The following is a 17,761-nucleotide window of genomic DNA, read 5'->3' as shown; positions in this document are numbered from 1 at the left end:
CCGCCGAAGTTTCGATGCACAAAGTCACCCTGATCCCCGGCGACGGCGTCGGCCCCGAGATCGCCCAGGCCACCCGCCGCTGCGTGGACGCCGCGATCGAGGCCCACGGCGGCAAGATCGACTGGGACGAGCAGGCCTGCGGCATCGAAGTCATCGAGGCCGAGGGCGGCGTGCCCGACCGCGTGATGGAGTCCATCCGCAAGAACCAGGTCGCCCTCAAGGCCCCCATCACCACGCCGATCGGCAAGGGCTTCCGCAGCGTCAACGTGTTCCTGCGGCAGGAGCTGGGCCTCTACGCCTGCATTCGCCCCTGCAAGCAGTACAAGGGCGTGCGGACGATGTACGAGCACATCCCGGTGGACCTCGTCGTCGTGCGGGAGAACACCGAGGACCTCTACGCCGGCGTCGAGTTCCGGGCCGGCGAACAGGCGACGAACGAAATTATCGAGGCGATCAACGCCCGCGCCCCCGGCAAGAAGATCAACACCCCGCCGGCCGAAACCGGGATCAGCATCAAGCCGATCTCCCACCCCGGCACCCGGGACATCGCCCGGGCGGCGTTCCAATACGCCGTGGACAACGGCCGCAAGACGGTCACGTCCATCTGCAAAGCGAACATCATGAAGTTCACTGACGGCCTGTGGTACGACCGCACCCGGGCCGTCGCCCTGGCCTGCGGCGCCCAGTTCGAGTGGGAGGAGGAAAAAGAGGGCGTGGAGCCGGACGCCCTGGTGACCGGCATCGACGCGTCCGGCGTGAAATATAACGAGCGCCTGATCGACAACATGTGCATGCAGCTCGTCCAGAAGCCGGAACTGTACGACATCCTGCTGACCGAGAACCTGTACGGCGACATCCTGTCCGACCTGTGCGCCGGTCTGGTGGGCGGTCTGGGCGTGGCCCCGGGCGCCAACATCGGCCCGGACAGCGCGATCTTCGAGGCGACCCACGGCAGCGCCCCGAAGTACGCCGGCCAGAACAAGGTGAACCCGACGGCGCTGATCCTCTCCGGCAAGATGATGCTGGCCCACCTCGGCGAGCACCAAGCCGCCGCCGCCCTGGACAACGCCGTCGCCAAGGTGATCGAAGAGGGCAAGCACGTCACCTACGACCTGAAGGCCGACCGCAACGACCCGTCGGCCGTCGGCACCAGCGAAATGGCCGACGCGATTATTGCGGCGATTTAGAGAACTGCGTGCAGGGCCTGCCCACTGGACCCCACAATCCTTGCCAGTGATGCCGAACGATGCTGACCGCCCCGATGTTCGGTGCGTTGAAGCGTTCGTGCAGTATCTCACTGAGCACGGATTGCCGGGTCTCCAGATCGTGAGTCAGCCGGATAAGGAGACCGGCGGCCAGCGGAACAAAGATAAGCCGAAGGCGATTGATGCCGTCACGAATGCCCTGAAGAGCTTAGATAACCAGCCGTTCTTCATTGAACATACGAGCCTAGACGTCGTCCCGCGGGAACGCAAGATTAGCCTTAAGTTTCGCGAACTCGTTGAAGGGCTTTCGCTTAATGACGTTGCCGGCGAACTTGGCCTACCCAAGGGCCACTTATTCACGCTTTCATTGTCCCCTGATGGAGTTCGCAACCTCTCCGGCTTCAAGTCGAAAGGCCTCAAAAAGCAGATCCTCGCGAAGATTAGGCCGCAGATAGTCTCGGCGTTCAAGAATGCCGTTGCCAGTGCTGAGCCGTGGGAGGCGAAGTTTGATTCTGGATCGAGCGGCTCTCAGAGCGAAGAGATTTCTCTTGCCGCTGAGTGGTTCAAAGAATTGCAGGTGAGCTTTACCGCAAGCGTGACAAAGCTCGCCGCCGGGTCCATTGTCGACGCTGACAGTAAGATCGGTCTATGCCAGCGGCTGACGGAGGGAAGTGATTTGGCAGGCGGAGACGATCGCGTCACATGCGATCGCGGCCTGCTAAAGGAGAAGTTGGCAAAGCTACGGAATCATGAAGGGGACGGTCGACGTGTCTTACTGATTCAGTTCGAAAGTCACGCCACGGACATCCATAGATTCGGCGATTACATGGGCGGTCTGCTAGGAGGTTCTGCCCACGATGTCCAAGTGTGGGTGGCCGGAGGCCCGTTTGGCGAAGACTTATATCACTTCGCCCGAGTATGGCCCCGGCGGATGACGCAGTTCATGAGCAGAGGAGGCCCCCCTTTGTGGCGAGACGTAGAGTGAGCAGGCGGCGTGAGTCCACTTCTTGGATCAATACCTAGCCACTCTCAATCTCACCCCTCCCGTCCGTTAACGCCGCCGGGGCGTGAGAGCATGACGCCCGGCACAAATCCTCTCTCGATCAAGGAGCCGTCCGATGCCGCAGCTTGACAAGCGACCCGCCCCCCGGCGGCCGACGGTGCTACGGGGGGTGACGTGGGACGAGTACGTCGCTATGCGGGCCAAGCCGGAGAACGCGCACGTCAAGCTGACCTACGACGGCCCCGCCGGCGGCCTGCTGGAGATCGAGATGCCCAACGGGTCGCTGCATGAATCTGTCGGTTGGTGGCTCGGCCTGCTGATCGCCGCCTTCACCGAGGAACGTCGCATCGCCGTGCGGGGCGTCGGCAGTCTCACGCAGAGCCGGGCGGACCTTCAGCGGGGGTTGGAGTCGGACCTGTGCTACTACGTCGCCTCCCTGCCCAATTTGAGAGACCGAAACCGGATCGACCTGCAAGCCGGCGATCCGCCGCCGGATTTGTGCGTCGAAGTCGACGTGACCAGCCTCGGCGTCGCCAAGCTGCCGATTTACGCGGCCCTCGGGGTGCCGGAGGTGTGGGTCTGGGCGGACGAGACGCTGACCGTCCACCGTCGGAACGGCGACGAGGGTTATGAAGTCGCGGCGGAGAGCGGTGAATTGCCGGGGTTCCCGGTCGCGTTTGCCGCCGAACTGATCGCCCGCCGGGACGAGGCGGAGCACTTCGACCTGCTCAAAGAATGGCGCTCCGCCGTGCGCCCGGGGGAGCACGGCGGAGCGAATTAGGTCGCTCAGTCCGCGTCGCGGTCGAGCATCAGGCGGGGCGGGGGGACGCGGGCGGCGATTTTGCGGAAGGCCTCCCGCAATAATTCTTCGTTATCCTCGGAGCTGTTGCCGCCGGGGACGTCGATGTGCACGCCGTTGCCGGCGTAGCCCATGGCGTTCATCAGAGCCCCGTCCGCCCCGGCGCCGACGCTGAGGGTGTGCACTGTGGCGCCCTCGTTAATCGCCTCGCGGGCGTGATAGAAGGCGTACTGTTTGTGACGGTCGTTGGTGGTGTAGTCGGCGGCGCCGTCGCCGTCGAAGTCCGTGAGTTCGTCCCAATCCCAGTCGCCCGGGAGGGAGAAGCCGCTGGGGCTGACGTTGGCGTTGCCGTCCGTCATCACCAGGATCGTCGGCCGGGCGCCGTAGCGGCCGTGCTCGGCGAGCATCCGTTGGGCCTCCTTTACGCCGTCGCCCAGGCCGGTGGTGGACTGGTAATAACCGGCCTGGCGGTGCCGCTGGATCGTGTCAATTGCGGCGTAGTCCATGGTGATGGGGTCGCCGGTGACGTCCGCGACCATGCCGGCGGCCGGGTCGTTCACGCGGGTTTCCCAACGGGCGGTGGTGTCGTAGCTGACCAGGCCGAGGTGGTCCCCGTAGCCGAGGCTGCCGAGGTACTCCGTCAACTGCGACACGCCCTCCTTCATGGCGTGGAAGGGCTGGGCCGGCGCCCGCCATAGCGTGGGCGTGGCCGCGTGGCTGGGGTGATAGGCGAGGATGTAGCTGACCAGCCCCGGCTTACCGTATTCCATCAGTTGACCGGCCGCGTAGGCGGTGTTGGTGTGCTCCATGAACCAGAAGAACTCCGCCCAGCTGCCGCCGGGGAAGGGATAGTTCACGCCGTCCAGCCCCAGGCCCTTCAGGGTATTGGCGGTGTTGAAGACGATCCGCTCGCCGTACTCGCCGAAGTCCCGGTCGTTTCTCCAGGAAAGGACCCGCACCTCCTCGACGCGGTAGCCGCTCGTGGAGAACGTGTGCGACTTCCCGACGTTACTGTGCTGCGTCCACCGGCCGGAACTGTCGAGGACCCAGAGGCGGTCGATGTCGGCCGTGCTGGTGACCCGCCCGCCCCAAGGGCCCGGGGTGAACGTGATGTGGGGAATGCGGCGACGCGTATCTTCAGGCACGCCGTGCAGCGTGACCCGCTCCGGCTCGTCCGGCAGCAGGCCGTCGCTGAGGCCGAGGGCGTCGTAGATCTCCAGTTGGTTCTCGGTCACCTCCGCCTCGCCGAGGCGGTTGAACGCCGGGAACTCGCTGTCGTCGTTCATCGAGGCGGAATAGTCGAGCACCAGCACGAGGTCGCGGGGCTCGGTATAAGCGATGCTGGAGACCCGAAAGGAGTGTCCGGTCAGCCCGAAGATCCGGCTGAAGAACGCGGGCATCTGCCCGTCCGGGGCGGAGGTGTTCGGGTTCTCCTTGCGAGCCGCGACCTCCACGACGTTATACGGAGCCGAGCCCCACTGGATGCGGTAGCGGCCCAGGTCGCCGTCGTACACCCGCCGGCCCAGCCGCACGTCGAGATCCCCGTCGACGAAGGTCTCGTTCATCCCGGCGACCTTCACGGCCATCGCGCGGGCCCGGGCGGCCATCTCCGCGTCCAGCGCGCCGGGGTCCTCGCCCTCGGCGACGACGTCCGCCAGCTCGTGCACGGCGGCGAGGGCGGCGGCGTCGGTGGCGAACTGCATCCGCGCCCGCGTCAGGGAGATCAGCCCCAGATCCACGCCCAGCGCCACGAACCCCAACACCGCGAACAGGCAGACCGCCGCGATCGGCGTGAACACCCCCCGCCGGTCGGGAGCCCGAGCCGGACGCCATGAGTCACGAAGTCGGTCGACCAGGAGGGAGCGTTGCATGGAGTTCTTGTGAGTTATAGATAGGTCGATGCGGAGTCAGACGGAGTCCGTGTCTCCGGAGGAGAGTTAGAGCTCGTGGCTGTCGCGGCCGGCGCGGAAGGTAAACCGCACCCGCAGCCGGTCGCCGAACCAGACCTGCGCAAACGCCCCGCCGGGCGTGGGCAGGCTGGCCTCCATCGTGAACAGCTCCAGCCGGTTCGCAGAGTTTCCCAGGGCGAAGGGTTCGCCCGCCGAATCGCCTTCGGCGTGGCTCATCGAGAACTCGACGTCCTCCCGCGGGGTGCCGCCGGCGGCGAGGAAGTTCTTGACGTCCTCCTCGATCTTCTCCCCCGGGGTCTGACTGCCCGGCAGCGATTCGTCCCAATCCATCGAGGAGAGGCGGCCGGCCTCCCGCAGCGCCGCGGAGAGCCGGTGCACCTCCTGGATGCAGGCGTTCATCTCCGCGCTGGCGACCACCAGCATGACGAAGAAGGGCGCGACGACGGCGAATTCGACCAACGCCGCCCCCCGCCGCTTGCAGCGGGCGCCGGGACGGCGGCCGGGACCGCGGGCAAAACGGGGGGCGGCAGGGCGGGCGGCGGGGCGGAGGCCGTTATTCATGGCGATTGACCGCCTGCCCGTAGATCACTTTCGGCCCGCCGTCCGGTCCCTTGAGCAGGAACGGCGGGATCAGGCTGACGTCCTGATAGGTCACCTCCACCCGCACCAGGAACAGTTGGCGGGGGCGGGCGGAGAGCAGCTCGATGTCCGGCAGCGACGCCGCCGACAAGGCGGTCGGATCGCCGCCGGAATCGAACGCGGCGGCGTTCTTCACCAGCACGCGGATGTCGGCGTTCGGTACCGCGGCGCCGGCGGTTTCGCGGGCGAGGGCCTCGACCTCCGCGGTGGAGACCCCCTCCATGACTCCCATCCGACCCGCCTTTTCCGCGGCGGCCCGCATTGTGGCGGCGGTCATGGAGGCGTGGTTCACCTCCAGAATCGCCGCTAAGAACAGGGCGAACAGCGGCAGACAGACGGCGAACTCCACCAACGCCGCCCCGCGCCGCGCCGCGGGACGCCGTGGAGAACCGGGGCGGCGGAAGGGCGGTCGGGAGGCCATGCGTCCGAAACGCTAGGTCGCGTCAATCAGTCGCGCCGGACGAACCCGTCGACGGCCGCCGAGGTTCCCTGCGCAACGCCCGTCGGACCGACGCCGCCCGCACGACCCGCAGGGCGATCCGACAAAAAGGAGCCGCGGAGCCCGGTTTGATCGCCCGTCGCCGCGTTTTCCTGTCGCCGCAATCGGCGCCGCCGGGAGGGGGAAAGAACCGCAGAAGACCCCGACGCCCCCCCCGCCGTCGGGGAGAGCCGGCCCGGGTGTCGGGGGGCCGGCGACGGCGGGGGGTTCGGGGGCCGCGTCCGCGGCGAGGGCCGGGGGAACGCGATCTCTGCCCCGACGGAATGCGAGCCCCGTGCCGAACCCCGCCGCAGTGCCCGCCCGCCGCCGCAACGCCCTTCGTTGCAGTGGTTTGCGATGAAGAGTTCATCGCCGCGGCGACGTTTCCCCGGGCGCCCGGCGTGGCGTTCCGGCAGCGCCGGGGGAGGCGTCCGTGGCGATTCCGCCACGTTGCAGAGCCGGCGGGCCGCTTGCCGGCGGCCGGGCGGCGGGCGTAGGGTGCCGGGCGTTCCCCCAACCGCCCCCGTCCCGGGGGCTCGCGCCGCGATGGCGACCGCACGACAAGAGAATCAACGCCGGCAGAGCCGGATCGCCCGCGAGGCGGCCCGGCTGCTGCGAGGCGGCGAACAACCGGACCTGTCCGCCGCCCTGCAGAAGGCGGCCCGCCGCGTCTGCCGGGCGCGGCCGCGGATCGGCGAGATCCCCGATCCGCGGGAGGTGACCGCCGAACTGGCCCGGCTCGAGTATCAGGACGAGCAAGAGGGCTGGGCCGCGGACGACGACGCCCCGGCGGCCGGGCACGACGACGATCGCTTCGCCGCCTACCGCGCCCTGCTGGACGATCTGGCGGACGTGAAGCTCGGTTCGCCGCGGCATCCGGAGGGCGACTGCCTCACGCACAGTTTGCAGGCCTACGCGTTCGCCACGCGGGAGACGGCGTGGGACGAGGAGTTCCTGCTGGCCGCCCTGCTGCACGACGTCGGCAAGGCGATCCACTACCGCGATCCCGTGCCGGCGACGCTGGAGGCGCTGGACGGGCTGGTCACGGAGCGGACGCGGTGGTTTGTGGAGCGGTTGGAGGAGGGCGGCCGCTGGATCGAGGGGAAGCTCTCGCCGCGGGCCTGGCGGCGGCTGGCGGCCCACCCGGACGGGGAGGCGCTCAAGGCGCTGGCCCGCTGCGACGCCGCCGCCGTCCGCCGGGCGATGCGGGTCCCGCAGCTCGACGAGGCGCTGGCCGAGATCCGCGCCCTCTCCGACTGGACCGGCGACTGGCAGGAAACGGACGACGCCCCCGATGAAATTCTGTGGACGGCGGACGACCGCTGCGGTTGGGGGTGAGGCCGTCGTGCTCCGCTCTCCCTCAGGGAGAGGGGAGGACGGTTCAGCCAAGCCCGAGAGAGGTTCGTCGCACTCTTCCCCCCTCTCCCCCAAAAGGGGGCGAGGGGGGATACGAACGGTTCAATCCGCGACAGGGTCGCGGAGCGTCCTACAACCTCTCGTCCCCGCCCGCGTCTCCCGCCCCCAGTTCGTCATGTTCGGTCTGTTCAAGAAGAAGGACCCGCTGGAGGCGTTGAAGGCGAAGCTCGCCAAAACGCTGGAGCGGGCCGCGGAGGTCTCCCGCAATCAGGGCGTCGTCGCCGCTAGCGCCGTCCACGCGGAGGCCGCGGCGCTTGAGCAGGAGATCGACCGGCTGGAAGCGGAACGAACCGGGGGCTGAGCGCCGGCGGGGTCGGCGCCTCACGCGTCCGGGTCGTCGCTCTCGTCGTCGCCGGCGGTGCGGGGCGAATCCCGTTGGTCGGCGCCCGGGGGGCCGCTGGCGGACAGCGTGCACACGATCCGGACGCCGCGGGCCGGGCGGCCGTCGACGGCGGGGACGGCCGGTTCGATCGCCAGGGAGCCGCCGAGCACCTCGGCCCGGTAGCGCATGCTCCGCAGGCCCACGCCGCCGGCGGCCGGGCGGCGTTCGCCCCGGCCGTCCAGCCCGTCGATGCGGCCGGCGGCGGCGGCCAGTTCGGAGGACATCCCCACGCCGTCGTCGGCGACGCTCAGCCGGACGGCCCCGTCGGTCCGCCGCAGGGCGATCTCGATGCGGCTGGCCCCGCTGTGCCGCTGGGCGTTGCCGACCGCCTCCCGCGCCAGGTGGTACAGCTCGTTACGGACGTCCGGGGCGTCGGGCTCGTCGGCGGGCGTTCCGGCGAACGCGACCGTCGGGCCGGGGGCCTTCGCGTCGCGGGCGGCGAGGGCGGACCGCTCCGCGGCCAGCCGCGTCAGGGCGGCGGTCAGTTCGCCCCGCACCCCGCCGATCGGCATCAACCCCCGGGCGACCTGCCGCACGCGGTTGGCGGCGTCGTCCGCCTGGGAGAGCAGATGGGCGGCGAGGGCCTGGGGGGTGTCGAAGCGGGGGGCGCCGCTCTCGTCGTGGGCGGCGGCGTGCAGGGCCTGAGGATCGCCGACGTCCAGCCCGACCTGCCGGGACAGCGCCGCCACGAGGAACTTCAACGCCATCACGTCTTGGGCCGGGCCGTCGTGCAGGTCCCGGGCGATGCGGGCCTGCTCGTAGCTGCGGCCCTCGAGCACCTCCCGCTCCAGGGCCCGGCGGGCCGTCACGTCCCGCTGACTGGCGACGTAATGGGAGGGCGCCCCCGGGGGGCGTCGCGGTTCGCCCGGCCCAACGGGCCGTCGCGGACCGGCCGGGAGGTCGGGGCGTCGCAGGCCGCCGGAGTGGCCGCTCATGCCCGGCCCGCCGTACAGGCCGCCCTCGATGCCGTGCACCGCGTGCGCCCAGACCGGCGCCGCGGTCCACTGCACGACGTAGCGTTCGCCGTCCTTGCGGTAGTTCACGGCCTCCCCGCGGAAGGAGCGACCGGCCCGCAGTTGCGTCTTCAGGCGCTCGGTCTCGCCGGGGTCGGTGTCCGGCCCCTGTAACATTCTGGGGTTGCGGCCGACCGCCTCGTCCCAGTCGTAGCCGGTCATCCGCTCGAAGGCCTCATTGACGAACCGGATCTCCGGCCCCGGCGCCTCCAGGTTCGGGCCGGTGATAATCACCGATTCGTCCAGCGTGCGCACGGCCTCGGCGAGGATCAGGCGCTCCCGCTCGCATTCGAGATGCTCGGTGACGTCGTTCTGCACGCCGACGTAGTGCGTCACCTCCTCCCCGCCGCCCGCCCGGACCGGGGAGAGGTACAGCTCGTTCCAGAAGGGCGTGCCGTCCTTTTTGTAGTTCCGCAGCAGGACCTTGCAGCGTTCGCCGGCGGCGACGGCGTCGCGGATCCGTTGCACGCCCGGCTGATCCGCGTCGCGGCCGCCGGGCGCAGTTTGCAGGAACCGACAGTTCCGCCCGACGACCTCCTCCCGGGAGTAGCCGGTGAACTCGCAGAAGTAGCCGTTGACGAAGACCAGCGGCTGATCGGCGGCCCGCACGTCCGCCACGGCGATCATCGAGTTGGCCGAATCGATCGCCGCCGTCAGCAGCGTCCAGTCGCCCTCCTGCACCAGGGAACCGGCGTTCGCGATGGCATCGGGACGTTCTGGGGACATGGCCGCAGCGAGGGAGACGCGTCGGAGATGACAGGTCGCAGAAGGACCCGACGAGAATCCCGGGATCGTTTCGACGCCACCCGGCGCCGGCAACCGTCAAATCCGCCTTTGCCGCCCGGTTTCCCCTGATCCCGAAGGCGACGCATTCCGGGCAGGCCCTCGCCCGGACTGGTGGCGGTCGGTACAGTGCCGCCGACGGCACGACCGGCGCCGTCCCCGTAATCGTCACCCCGGCCGTTCGCGGCCGTCCCGAAGGATCGGATCAATGCAGACCGCCCCCGCCGCCGCCGTTTCGACGCCCGGGCCGCGACCGACTTTCGAGCCGCGAATTGAATACGGCGTCGCCTCCGTGGGCGATCTGCGGGTCGAACTGGAGGAATGCGACGACTCTCGCAGTCGGGCTCCGAAAGTGGCCGCGGTCTATGTGAACGACGAGCCGCTGCGGCCGAGCGGACGGTTCTGGACCAGCTTCTTTATGCGGTTCGGCATCGGCAAATCGGTGTTCAATTACTTCGACCACGCCGAAGTCTTCGAACGCCTCGCCGCCCGCAGCCCCTCGGACCGCCTGCGGTTCGCCGTGGAGCGCAACGAACAGGGCGCCGGCTCCCTGCTGGCGGTCTCCAACCCGACCAAGGCCGTCGTCAAGCACGACGACCTGCGGGAATTATTGCACCGCTACGACGGCGACCGCGTGACCTATCACAACGGCGTGGTCGAAAGTCACCACGCCCCGCGGGTGGGGCACCGGTTCCACGTCTCCGGCGACGCCTTCGCCAACCGGTTCGTCGTCCGCACGCCGGTGGACGGGTTCGGGCAGCCGAACATTTATCTCTCGCTGCTGCGCGAGGTCTGTTCCAACGGCATGATCGGCGAGGCCCCGGCCTTCCGCAGCCAACTGGCGCTGGGGAAGGGGGACGACGAAGTCACCTATACCCTCAGCCGGGCGCTGGACGGCTTTAATAACGACGAAGGCTACGCCGCCCTACGGCAGCGGTTCGAAAGCGCCGCCGAAAGCTGGGCCAGCGTCCACGAGGCGGCCGGCCTGTATAATCTCCTCGCCAAGCTGACCGGCGGCGGCGGGAGCGGGTCGAACGGCGGCGGCCCGTCGAACTTCGGCACCGACGGGGCCAGTGCCGACGGGCTGTTCGAACGCAGGGACCTCGGCACGCACCTGCTCAAGCGGTTCCACCAGACGACCGGCGACGTGACCCGTCTGTACGGCTTGGCGAACGCCGACGCCCTGTCCGCGAAGCGGCAGAAAACCCTGCCGGTGAAGTGCAAGGTGTACGACCTGCTGAACTTCGCCACGGAGGTCGCCACCCACCACGCCGGCCCGGCCCACGCCCGCCGCCTGCACGCCTGGGCCGGCGAGCTGGTCAGCGGCGAATACGACCTCGAAGGCACCGCCGACCAATACGGCGACTTCCAGGACTTCTTCGTGAACGACGACGCCGCGAAGCCGACCGACAACCCTGAAGCCTGACGGCGAGCCGGGGGCGTCAGCCCCCGGAGGGGTTCGTTCTCGGTTAGAATCAGGACATGCCCGCGACCCTCGACGCCCCGCCGCTCCGCCCTGGCGCCGCCACGGCCGACGCGGCCGTGACGGTCGCCGACATCATGGAACAGTTCGGCGACGTACCGCTGTTCCGTATTGTGATGGACCCCGCCCCCGGAACCGCAACGGAGGAGGACATCGCGCGCGTCCAGCGCGAGACCGGCCGACTGTGCGAACTGGTCGACGGGACCCTGATCGAGAAAGCCGTGGGCGCCGAATCCGACTTGATGGGCGGCGAGTTGCTGACCCTGATCCGCAACGCGATCCGCGGGAAGAAAATCGGCTGGGTGTTGGGCGGGCAGGCCTTTTTGCGACTCACCGGCCGGCGGACGCGAGCCGCGGACGTGGCGGTGATCCGGGCGGAACAGGTTCCGTCCGGCCGGTTCCCCTCCGAGCCGGCCTACCCGGACCTGTACCCCGATCTCGCGATCGAGGTGCTGTCTCCCTCGAACCGCCCCGGCGAGATGCGGCGGAAACGGCAGGACTTTTTCGCCGCCGGCACCCGGCTGATCTGGCAGATCGACCCCGCTGCCGGGACCTGCGAGGTCTATACCTCGGTCGAGGCGCCGGACGAAACGATTCCCGCGGACGGCACGCTGGACGGCCGGGACGTGGTGCCGGGCTTGAAGATCCCGCTGGCCGCCGTGCTGGGGGCGGTGGAGTTGGACTGACGGCGGCCGTAGCGGACCCTACGAACTCACTGCCCGCCCTCTTCGCGGCGGCTCCAGTAGGGGAGTTTGACGCCGCCGTCGAGGCTCAGCGTGGAGCCGGTCATATAGGCCGCGTCGTCGCTCAGGACGTACGCCGCCGCCTTGCCGCACTCCTCCGGCGTGCCGAGACGTTTTAAGAGCAGCGACTTCGCCCCCTCGGCGATCTGTTCCTCCGTGAAGAACTTGCGCTCGCCGGGTGTGTCGATCCAGCCGGGGTGCAGGATATTGACCCGCACGTCGTATTTCGCCATCTCCACCGCGGCGGTGCGGGCCATCTGATCCAGCGCCGCCTTGGCCATGTTGTAGGCCATCGCCGTGGGGAAGGCGATGTCCGCGTGCGGGCTGGAAACGACCAGCACGCTCCCGCCGCGGCCGTTCGAATTGAACTGCTCCCGCATGAGTCGGCAGGCGGCCCGCACGCCGTAGAAGGCGCCCCACATGGAGACGTCGATCGTCTTTTTAAACTCGTCCAGATCTGCGTCGAGGAACGGCTCCCGGGCACTGTAGACGGCGTTGGAGACGAACAGGTCCAGCCCGCCCAACTGCTCCGCGGCCTCGGCGACGAGGCGTTCGATCGTGGCCTGATCGCCCACGTCGCCCCGTAGGGTGACGGCGGTCCGGCCGAGGTCGCGGACTCGGGCGGCGACGGCCTCCGCCTCCTCGGCGCTGGAGCGGTAGTTGATCGCCACGTCCGCCCCCTCGCGGGCCAATTCGACGGCGATCCCCGCCCCGATCCCCTTGCTGGAGCCGGTGACGAACGCGGTTTTGCCTTCTAAACGGCCGGGCATGACAGGTCTTGAGCGAAGAAGCGGGGCGAACGGCAGTGTAGCGACGGGGAACCGCCTTCGAGACCGCGGACGCCGTCCTCGTTCTCCCCTCTCCCTGGAGGGAGAGGGGCCGGGGGTGAGGGTGACGCGCGGTTCACACGCTCCCGCCCATGAGACGACCTGGAGGCGACGACGGAAGAGCGTCGGGGACGGGGACGGCGATCAGGCGCCGCAGCCCCCTCACCCCCGGCCCCTCTCCCCCAAAAAGGGGGCGAGGGGGGACGAGCGACGGAACGCCGCCGCGTCACTCCCCCCGCAGCGTGGCGACGATCGGAGTCCTCACCGCCGCCCGCACGGCCCAGCCGCTGGCGAGCATGCCGGCGGCGAACACCGCCAGCAGGGTGAGGGCGCCGCCCAGCCAGGGCGCGTCCGCGGTGCGGCCGGAAAGGTGCGGCCACAGGGCCAGCAGCGCCGCCAGCGTGCCGCTCGCCAAGCCCCAAACTAACAACAACGCGGTTTCGGTCAGCACCAGACCGGCGATTCGCCGCGTGCCCAGCCCCACCGCCCGCAGCAGGGCGAGTTCGCCGCGACGTTCCAGCACGTTCCGCAGCATCACCGCCGCCAAGCCCAGCGTGCCCAGCAGCAGGCCGAGCCCTCCGAGGGCCTGGAAGGTGGAGAGGTAGGTGTTCTGCACGGCGAGGAAGGAGGCGATCCGCTCGCCGACCGGCTCCGCGTCCACGCCGTAGCCGCTCAGCCGGCCCTCCAGCGCGGCGGCGAGTTCGGTCTGCCGATTCTCCGGAGCGTCGACCAGCAGGTAGGCCCAGCCGTCGTCGGCGGGGAACAGCGTTTCGAAGTGCGCCTCGCTGGTCAGCAGCACGCCCTGAAACACGCTGCCGTCCAGTTGGCCGACGACCTCGAAGAACGCCGTCGGGTTCTCGTCGTTCGGCACGGCGATCCGGTCGCCGACGCCCAGTTTGAGGCTGTATTGCAGGGTGTTCATATCCCCCAGCACCGGATACACCGGCAGCGTCGAACGGGTCGAGCCGCCGGTGACGGGGGCGTCCGGCAACTCCTGTTTGAGCAGTTCCCAAGGGTTGTCGCCGGGGGTGTCGGCGAAGCTGAAGCCGCCGCGTTCGATCTGGGCGTCCGGCACGCCCAGCACCGTGGGCAGGCCGGTGCGGTAGAGGTTCAGGCAACTGGCGTCCGCCCCGGGCCGCACGCGGCAGGCGGTGAGGGCGTCGATCGCCTCGAACGGCGCCCCAGTCAGGTTCAGTTCCTGCCGGCCGGACTCCGTGCCGGGGTTGAAGGGCAGGGGGGCGGCGGCCTCGGCGACCAGCAGATAGCCCCCGTTGCCGCTGTCCAGTTCCGGCGCCCCGGCGGAGGGGTCCTTGCGGGCGGCGGCGACGGCGACCAGCAGGAAGGTCGCGCAGGCGATCAGCCCGGCGGTCAGCACGCTGCGGGTGCGTTGGCGGGCGGCGTTCCGCAGGCCCAGTTTGACGCTCGTCCGCGGCACGCCCCCGGGCTGGAGCGCCAGCCACCAGCCCAGGGCCCCCAGTGCCGCGGCGAGCAGCAACATCCCGGTGAGGAAGAACGAGATCACATCCCACCCGAACCCGGCGAACGCCTCGCTGTGGGGGATCTGCCCGGCCAGCGCCGCAATCATCAGCACGGCCGCGATCGCTCCGCAGCCCACCGCGGTCCACTTCGCCCAGGCACCGGTCGATTCCTTCTCGCCGCTGGTCTCCCCCGCCAACAGAGACCGCACGGAAACGCCCCGCAGCACCCGCAGGCCCCACCAAACCGCCCCGGCCGCCAGCAGCACGCTGATGCCGAAGCCGACCGCCAGACTCGTCGGGGTGACGTCGAGGAACAGGAACCGGGTGCCCACCGCCCCGACCCACAGCGTCCGCAGGCCCCACAGCATCAGGGCCGCGTAGCCCACCGCCGCCGCCGCCCCGACCAGCCCGCCGACGGCGACCACGATCAGCCCTTCCGCCAGATGGAGCCGACGCACCGCCTGCGGCCCCAGCCCCAGGGCCCGTTCCAGCCCCACCTCGCTCGCCCGGCGCTCCAGCCCCAGGCGGAACAGCAGGGCGATCAGGATCGCCGCGGACAGGATCAGAAACAGGCTGAACCCCACGAACAGCCCGGCGAAGTCCGTGGTGCCCGCCGCCGCGGCCAGCCCCTGGGCCTTCACCGGGCCGAACGCCAGACCCAGCGCCCGCAGATCGACTTCTTCAATGAGGGCCTGCGTGAACCGCTGCTCCGCGTCGTCGAGGTCCTCGATCCGTCCGCCCTCCGGGCCGGTCAGCAGCACGCTGGTGCTCGATCCGTAGCGGCTGGGGAACAGCTCCCGCATCCGCTCGATCGGCAGGAACGCCTTGGGCAGGGCCTTGTAGTCGTCCCAGTAGGTTTCGTCCGCGGGGGTGACCCTCGAAAGGTCCATATCGAAGGGCTGATCCCAGTCCGCGAAGGTGGCCGCGTCGGTGATGCCCTCCACCGTGGGGGTGAGCGTGCCGTCGGCGGCGGCGCCCTCGACCGGGACGATTGCGGAGACGGTGAAGGTTTCGCTCCGCTCCGGGGCGTCGGCTCCGTCGTCGACGGGATACCACCGCAGTTCGACCTGATCACCGACCTGCACGCCGAGTTGTTCGGTCGCCAGGAACTCGTTCAGCACGATGCCCTCCTCCGTCACGCCGAGGCCCCGCGGGGCCTCGGCGTGACGCTCCACCCCCGCGACGACGAAGTAGGCGCTGTGCTTGTCGTCCGGGTTGTCGCCGGCGGGGACGATCTCGTTGGCCAACGCGACGTACCGCGGAGAGGCCGTCATCCCGGCGGCCTCCGCCGCCCGGCGGGCCGCGGCGGCGAGGGGGGCTTCGAGGATCATTCGGTCGCTCTCCACCGAGAGCGTCCCCCGCTCCTCGTTCCGCACGAGCTTCACCCGCAAATCGTCCAGCGTCATCCCGGCCCGGGCGGACGCCGTCAGCGCCTCCGCGGCCTCCTCGCCGGGCGCCTCGTCGCCGGCCTCCGCCACAAAAACGGCGTTCACCCGGCCCACGCGGCCCTCGGGATTACGGCGGGAGGGCCGAACGGGGGTGAGGCCGATCAGGTCCCGCAGCGTGTCCAGTTCCGCAAAGGCGACCGGCGGGATCTGCTGGGCCGGGTTGAGGTCGAACCGGGCGGCCCCCGCCGAGTCCGGCAGCACGGCGGAGACCGTCAGCGGCACGGTCGCCGTCGAATCGTCCCGATCGGCCAGCAGGTTGCCCCGCGGCACGGCGCTGGGGATCTCGACGGAGATCGTCACGTCGTCCCCCACGGCGACGCCCAGCCCCTCGGCGACCCGCGTGTTCAGCACGATCTCCCCCGGCTCCGGCCGGGCGACCTCCGCCGTCTCCAGCAGGCCCCACAGGCGCTCGTCCGTCCCGAACAGGTTCACGGAGCCCACCCGGCGGACCGCGTCGTCCTCGCCAGCGGAGAGCCCGGCCCGCAGGGCGAGGGCGGGGGCGACCGTCGCCGGGTCGTCGGCCCCCGCGGCCAGCGACTCCACCAGCCCGTCGGTGACGAACCGCCCGCCGGAGAGGGCGAGGTCCACTTCGCCCAGCCGATCGAGGGTGATCTGCCGCAGGCTGGCCCGGACGCTGTCGCCGACGACCAGCGCCCCCCCGATCACCGCCGCCCCCGCCGCCACGCCCAACAGCACCGCAAGGTGCGTCCGGCGATAGAACCACAGCGAGGCGAGAACGAGGCGGAGGGAGGACATGCGGCTATCGTAGGGTCCGCTGCGCGGACCGGGCAGGGTGATCGACCGGCAGTCCGACGGCCCGCACCGCGGACCCTACGTCTCCGTAACCTTCCCGCCGGCGAAGGCGAGTTTGCGGGGAAAGCGGGCGGCGAGGTCGAGGCTGTGGGTGACGCACAGCAGCGTCGTGCCGGCGTCCTTGGCCAAGTCGAGCAGCAGGGTGCCGACGGTCTCCGCGGTGGCGGGGTCGAGGTTGCCGGTGGGTTCGTCGGCTAAGAGCAGACCGGGTTCGTTAATCAGCGCCCGGCAGAGGGCCGCCCGCTGGCGCTCGCCGCCGCTGAGGCGCCCCGGGCGGTGCGTCGCCCGGTGGCTCAGGTCGACCCGGTCCAGCAGTTCGGCGGCCCGGACTTCGTCCGCCTTCGTCACCGTGCGGCCGGCGAGGACGGGGACCAGCAGGTTCTCCGTGACTGTCAACTGCGGCAATAAATGATGGTCCTGAAAGACGAAGCCGATCCGCTCCGCCCGGAACTTCGCCTGACGGCGTTCGTCGTAGTCCCAGGGCGTTTCCCCGAACAGCTCCACCCGCCCGCCGGTCGGCGGTTCGAGTAAGCCGACGAGATAGAGCAGCGTGCTCTTGCCGACGCCGGACGGCCCGGTCAGCACCACCGCATCGCCGGGCTCGGCGGCGAGGCTCACCCCGGAGAGCACCTCCACCGTCTCCGCCCCGGCGGCGTAGGTTTTGGAGACGTCGGTGAGCTGCAGAGCGGGCATGGAACGATCTGGAGGCGGGCGGGGCACACTAACCCGAAGCGTCAGCGAGGGCACGCCGACGCAGTCGGCGGCAGTGCCTCCTCGCGGGCAGCGCCCGCGGCCCTCGCTGACGCTTCGGGTTGGTAACTACTCCCCCGCCTCTTCGACGCGGCTTAGAAAGGCCTCCGGCACCGGGACGCTGGTCATTTTGCGGTCCGGCGTGAAGGTGCAGGCGACGGTTTTCATGGAGCCCTCGGCGATCAGCGTGGGCCGGCCGCCGTTCGCCTCCGGGCCGTCGTCCCGGGTGACGATGAAGTCCAGCGTGAGGCTTTTCACGCCGATCCGCTGCACGCGGACTTCAATGTCCAATTGATCCTCGAAGAACGCCGGGGCCTTGAAGCCGCACTGACACCGCACCCGCGGCCAGCCGAGGATGCTGCCGTCGGCGTTGTGCATCATCACGGAGAGCCCCACCGACCGCAGGAAGGCGTGTTCCGCCTCCTCCATGTAGCGGTAGAACTGGGCGAAATGCACGATCCCGGCCATGTCCGTCTCGGAGAACTGGACCTGGCGGCGGTGGACGTAGGTGGAGATTTTGTCGGACACGGCGGTAGTGAAGCCTCAAGCTCCAAGAAATCAAGAACCAAAGAGCCGGCGGCGTTCGTCGAC

At 69.7% G+C, this 17,761-nt stretch carries 15 protein-coding genes; 7 read left to right on the top strand and 8 right to left on the bottom strand.

The genetic code is table 11. The annotated features are described in order from the left end of the window. The first annotated feature begins 14 nt into the window (after positions 1-14). The 3 genes from CA12_RS07470 to CA12_RS07460 all read left to right on the top strand — a co-directional run bounded on the left by CA12_RS07470 (position 15) and on the right by CA12_RS07460 (position 2,989). Complete coding sequence (locus tag CA12_RS07470; protein WP_145358244.1) at positions 15-1,187, top strand: isocitrate/isopropylmalate dehydrogenase family protein; 1,173 nt, start codon at positions 15-17, stop codon at positions 1,185-1,187. Positions 1,188-1,233: 46 nt separating this feature from the next. Continuing rightward, the gene (locus CA12_RS07465) at positions 1,234-2,190 is read left to right on the top strand and encodes a hypothetical protein (RefSeq protein ID WP_165700612.1); all 957 of its coding nucleotides are present in this window, start codon (positions 1,234-1,236) and stop codon (positions 2,188-2,190) included. A 133-nt stretch (positions 2,191-2,323) separates the two neighbouring features. Continuing rightward, the gene (locus tag CA12_RS07460; protein ID WP_145358240.1) at positions 2,324-2,989 is read left to right on the top strand and encodes a Uma2 family endonuclease; all 666 of its coding nucleotides are present in this window, start codon (positions 2,324-2,326) and stop codon (positions 2,987-2,989) included. A 5-nt stretch (positions 2,990-2,994) separates the two neighbouring features. Here the strand turns inward: CA12_RS07460 and CA12_RS07455 are convergent, their stop codons facing one another. From CA12_RS07455 to CA12_RS07445, 3 genes are all read right to left on the bottom strand, one after another. Beyond that, the gene (locus CA12_RS07455) at positions 2,995-4,806 is read right to left on the bottom strand and encodes a vWA domain-containing protein (protein ID WP_165700611.1); all 1,812 of its coding nucleotides are present in this window, start codon (positions 4,804-4,806) and stop codon (positions 2,995-2,997) included. Positions 4,807-4,944: 138 nt separating this feature from the next. Continuing rightward, on the bottom strand, positions 4,945-5,478 hold the full coding sequence (locus CA12_RS07450; RefSeq protein WP_145358236.1) for a TadE/TadG family type IV pilus assembly protein: 534 nt from the start codon (positions 5,476-5,478) through the stop codon (positions 4,945-4,947). Beyond that, positions 5,471-5,977, bottom strand: coding sequence for a TadE/TadG family type IV pilus assembly protein (locus tag CA12_RS07445; protein ID WP_145358234.1), 507 nt, complete (start codon positions 5,975-5,977; stop codon positions 5,471-5,473). The genes CA12_RS07450 and CA12_RS07445 overlap by 8 nt, the downstream gene beginning before the upstream one ends. Before the next feature lie 603 nt (positions 5,978-6,580). Between CA12_RS07445 and CA12_RS07440 the strand changes: the two genes are divergently transcribed. Next, positions 6,581-7,372, top strand: a complete 792-nt coding sequence (locus tag CA12_RS07440; protein ID WP_145358232.1) for a hypothetical protein — start codon at positions 6,581-6,583, stop codon at positions 7,370-7,372. A 193-nt stretch (positions 7,373-7,565) separates the two neighbouring features. Further along, positions 7,566-7,751, top strand: a complete 186-nt coding sequence (locus CA12_RS21965; RefSeq protein ID WP_165700610.1) for a Lacal_2735 family protein — start codon at positions 7,566-7,568, stop codon at positions 7,749-7,751. A 20-nt stretch (positions 7,752-7,771) separates the two neighbouring features. On the opposite strand, the gene CA12_RS07430 is transcribed toward CA12_RS21965, so the two are convergent. Beyond that, positions 7,772-9,571, bottom strand: coding sequence for a PAS domain-containing sensor histidine kinase (locus tag CA12_RS07430; protein WP_145358228.1), 1,800 nt, complete (start codon positions 9,569-9,571; stop codon positions 7,772-7,774). Positions 9,572-9,836: 265 nt separating this feature from the next. Between CA12_RS07430 and CA12_RS07425 the strand changes: the two genes are divergently transcribed. Continuing rightward, complete coding sequence (locus CA12_RS07425) at positions 9,837-11,054, top strand: DUF932 domain-containing protein (RefSeq protein ID WP_145358227.1); 1,218 nt, start codon at positions 9,837-9,839, stop codon at positions 11,052-11,054. Between the two features lie 56 nt (positions 11,055-11,110). After that, the gene (locus CA12_RS07420; RefSeq protein WP_145358225.1) at positions 11,111-11,797 is read left to right on the top strand and encodes a Uma2 family endonuclease; all 687 of its coding nucleotides are present in this window, start codon (positions 11,111-11,113) and stop codon (positions 11,795-11,797) included. 26 nt (positions 11,798-11,823) lie between these two features. Here CA12_RS07420 and CA12_RS07415 read toward each other — a convergent pair whose 3' ends face one another. The 4 genes from CA12_RS07415 to CA12_RS07400 form a co-directional block, all read right to left on the bottom strand. After that, positions 11,824-12,624 carry an SDR family NAD(P)-dependent oxidoreductase gene (locus CA12_RS07415; protein WP_145358223.1) on the bottom strand — a complete coding sequence of 267 codons (801 nt, stop codon included), beginning with the start codon at positions 12,622-12,624 and terminating at the stop codon, positions 11,824-11,826. Positions 12,625-12,907: 283 nt separating this feature from the next. Continuing rightward, positions 12,908-16,363, bottom strand: coding sequence for an ABC transporter permease (locus CA12_RS07410; protein ID WP_145358221.1), 3,456 nt, complete (start codon positions 16,361-16,363; stop codon positions 12,908-12,910). Between the two features lie 75 nt (positions 16,364-16,438). Beyond that, positions 16,439-17,113, bottom strand: coding sequence for an ABC transporter ATP-binding protein (locus CA12_RS07405; RefSeq protein WP_145358219.1), 675 nt, complete (start codon positions 17,111-17,113; stop codon positions 16,439-16,441). Positions 17,114-17,239: 126 nt separating this feature from the next. Beyond that, positions 17,240-17,698 carry an acyl-CoA thioesterase gene (locus tag CA12_RS07400; RefSeq protein ID WP_242688151.1) on the bottom strand — a complete coding sequence of 153 codons (459 nt, stop codon included), beginning with the start codon at positions 17,696-17,698 and terminating at the stop codon, positions 17,240-17,242. Between the last annotated feature and the right edge of the window lie 63 nt (positions 17,699-17,761).

This window comes from Alienimonas californiensis, assembly GCF_007743815.1.
Classification (GTDB): domain Bacteria; phylum Planctomycetota; class Planctomycetia; order Planctomycetales; family Planctomycetaceae; genus Alienimonas; species Alienimonas californiensis.
This window is presented reverse-complemented; position numbering and strand designations above follow the sequence as displayed.

Coding starts and splice junctions, on each gene's coding strand:
- CA12_RS07470 (WP_145358244.1), top strand. CDS start 15: ATGCACAAAGTCACCCTGATCCCCGGCGACGGCGTCGGCCCCGAGATC.
- CA12_RS07460 (WP_145358240.1), top strand. CDS start 2,324: ATGCCGCAGCTTGACAAGCGACCCGCCCCCCGGCGGCCGACGGTGCTA.
- CA12_RS07450 (WP_145358236.1), bottom strand. CDS start 5,478: ATGAATAACGGCCTCCGCCCCGCCGCCCGCCCTGCCGCCCCCCGTTTT.
- CA12_RS07445 (WP_145358234.1), bottom strand. CDS start 5,977: ATGGCCTCCCGACCGCCCTTCCGCCGCCCCGGTTCTCCACGGCGTCCC.
- CA12_RS07440 (WP_145358232.1), top strand. CDS start 6,581: ATGGCGACCGCACGACAAGAGAATCAACGCCGGCAGAGCCGGATCGCC.
- CA12_RS21965 (WP_165700610.1), top strand. CDS start 7,566: ATGTTCGGTCTGTTCAAGAAGAAGGACCCGCTGGAGGCGTTGAAGGCG.
- CA12_RS07430 (WP_145358228.1), bottom strand. CDS start 9,571: ATGTCCCCAGAACGTCCCGATGCCATCGCGAACGCCGGTTCCCTGGTG.
- CA12_RS07425 (WP_145358227.1), top strand. CDS start 9,837: ATGCAGACCGCCCCCGCCGCCGCCGTTTCGACGCCCGGGCCGCGACCG.
- CA12_RS07420 (WP_145358225.1), top strand. CDS start 11,111: ATGCCCGCGACCCTCGACGCCCCGCCGCTCCGCCCTGGCGCCGCCACG.
- CA12_RS07415 (WP_145358223.1), bottom strand. CDS start 12,624: ATGCCCGGCCGTTTAGAAGGCAAAACCGCGTTCGTCACCGGCTCCAGC.
- CA12_RS07410 (WP_145358221.1), bottom strand. CDS start 16,363: ATGTCCTCCCTCCGCCTCGTTCTCGCCTCGCTGTGGTTCTATCGCCGG.
- CA12_RS07405 (WP_145358219.1), bottom strand. CDS start 17,113: ATGCCCGCTCTGCAGCTCACCGACGTCTCCAAAACCTACGCCGCCGGG.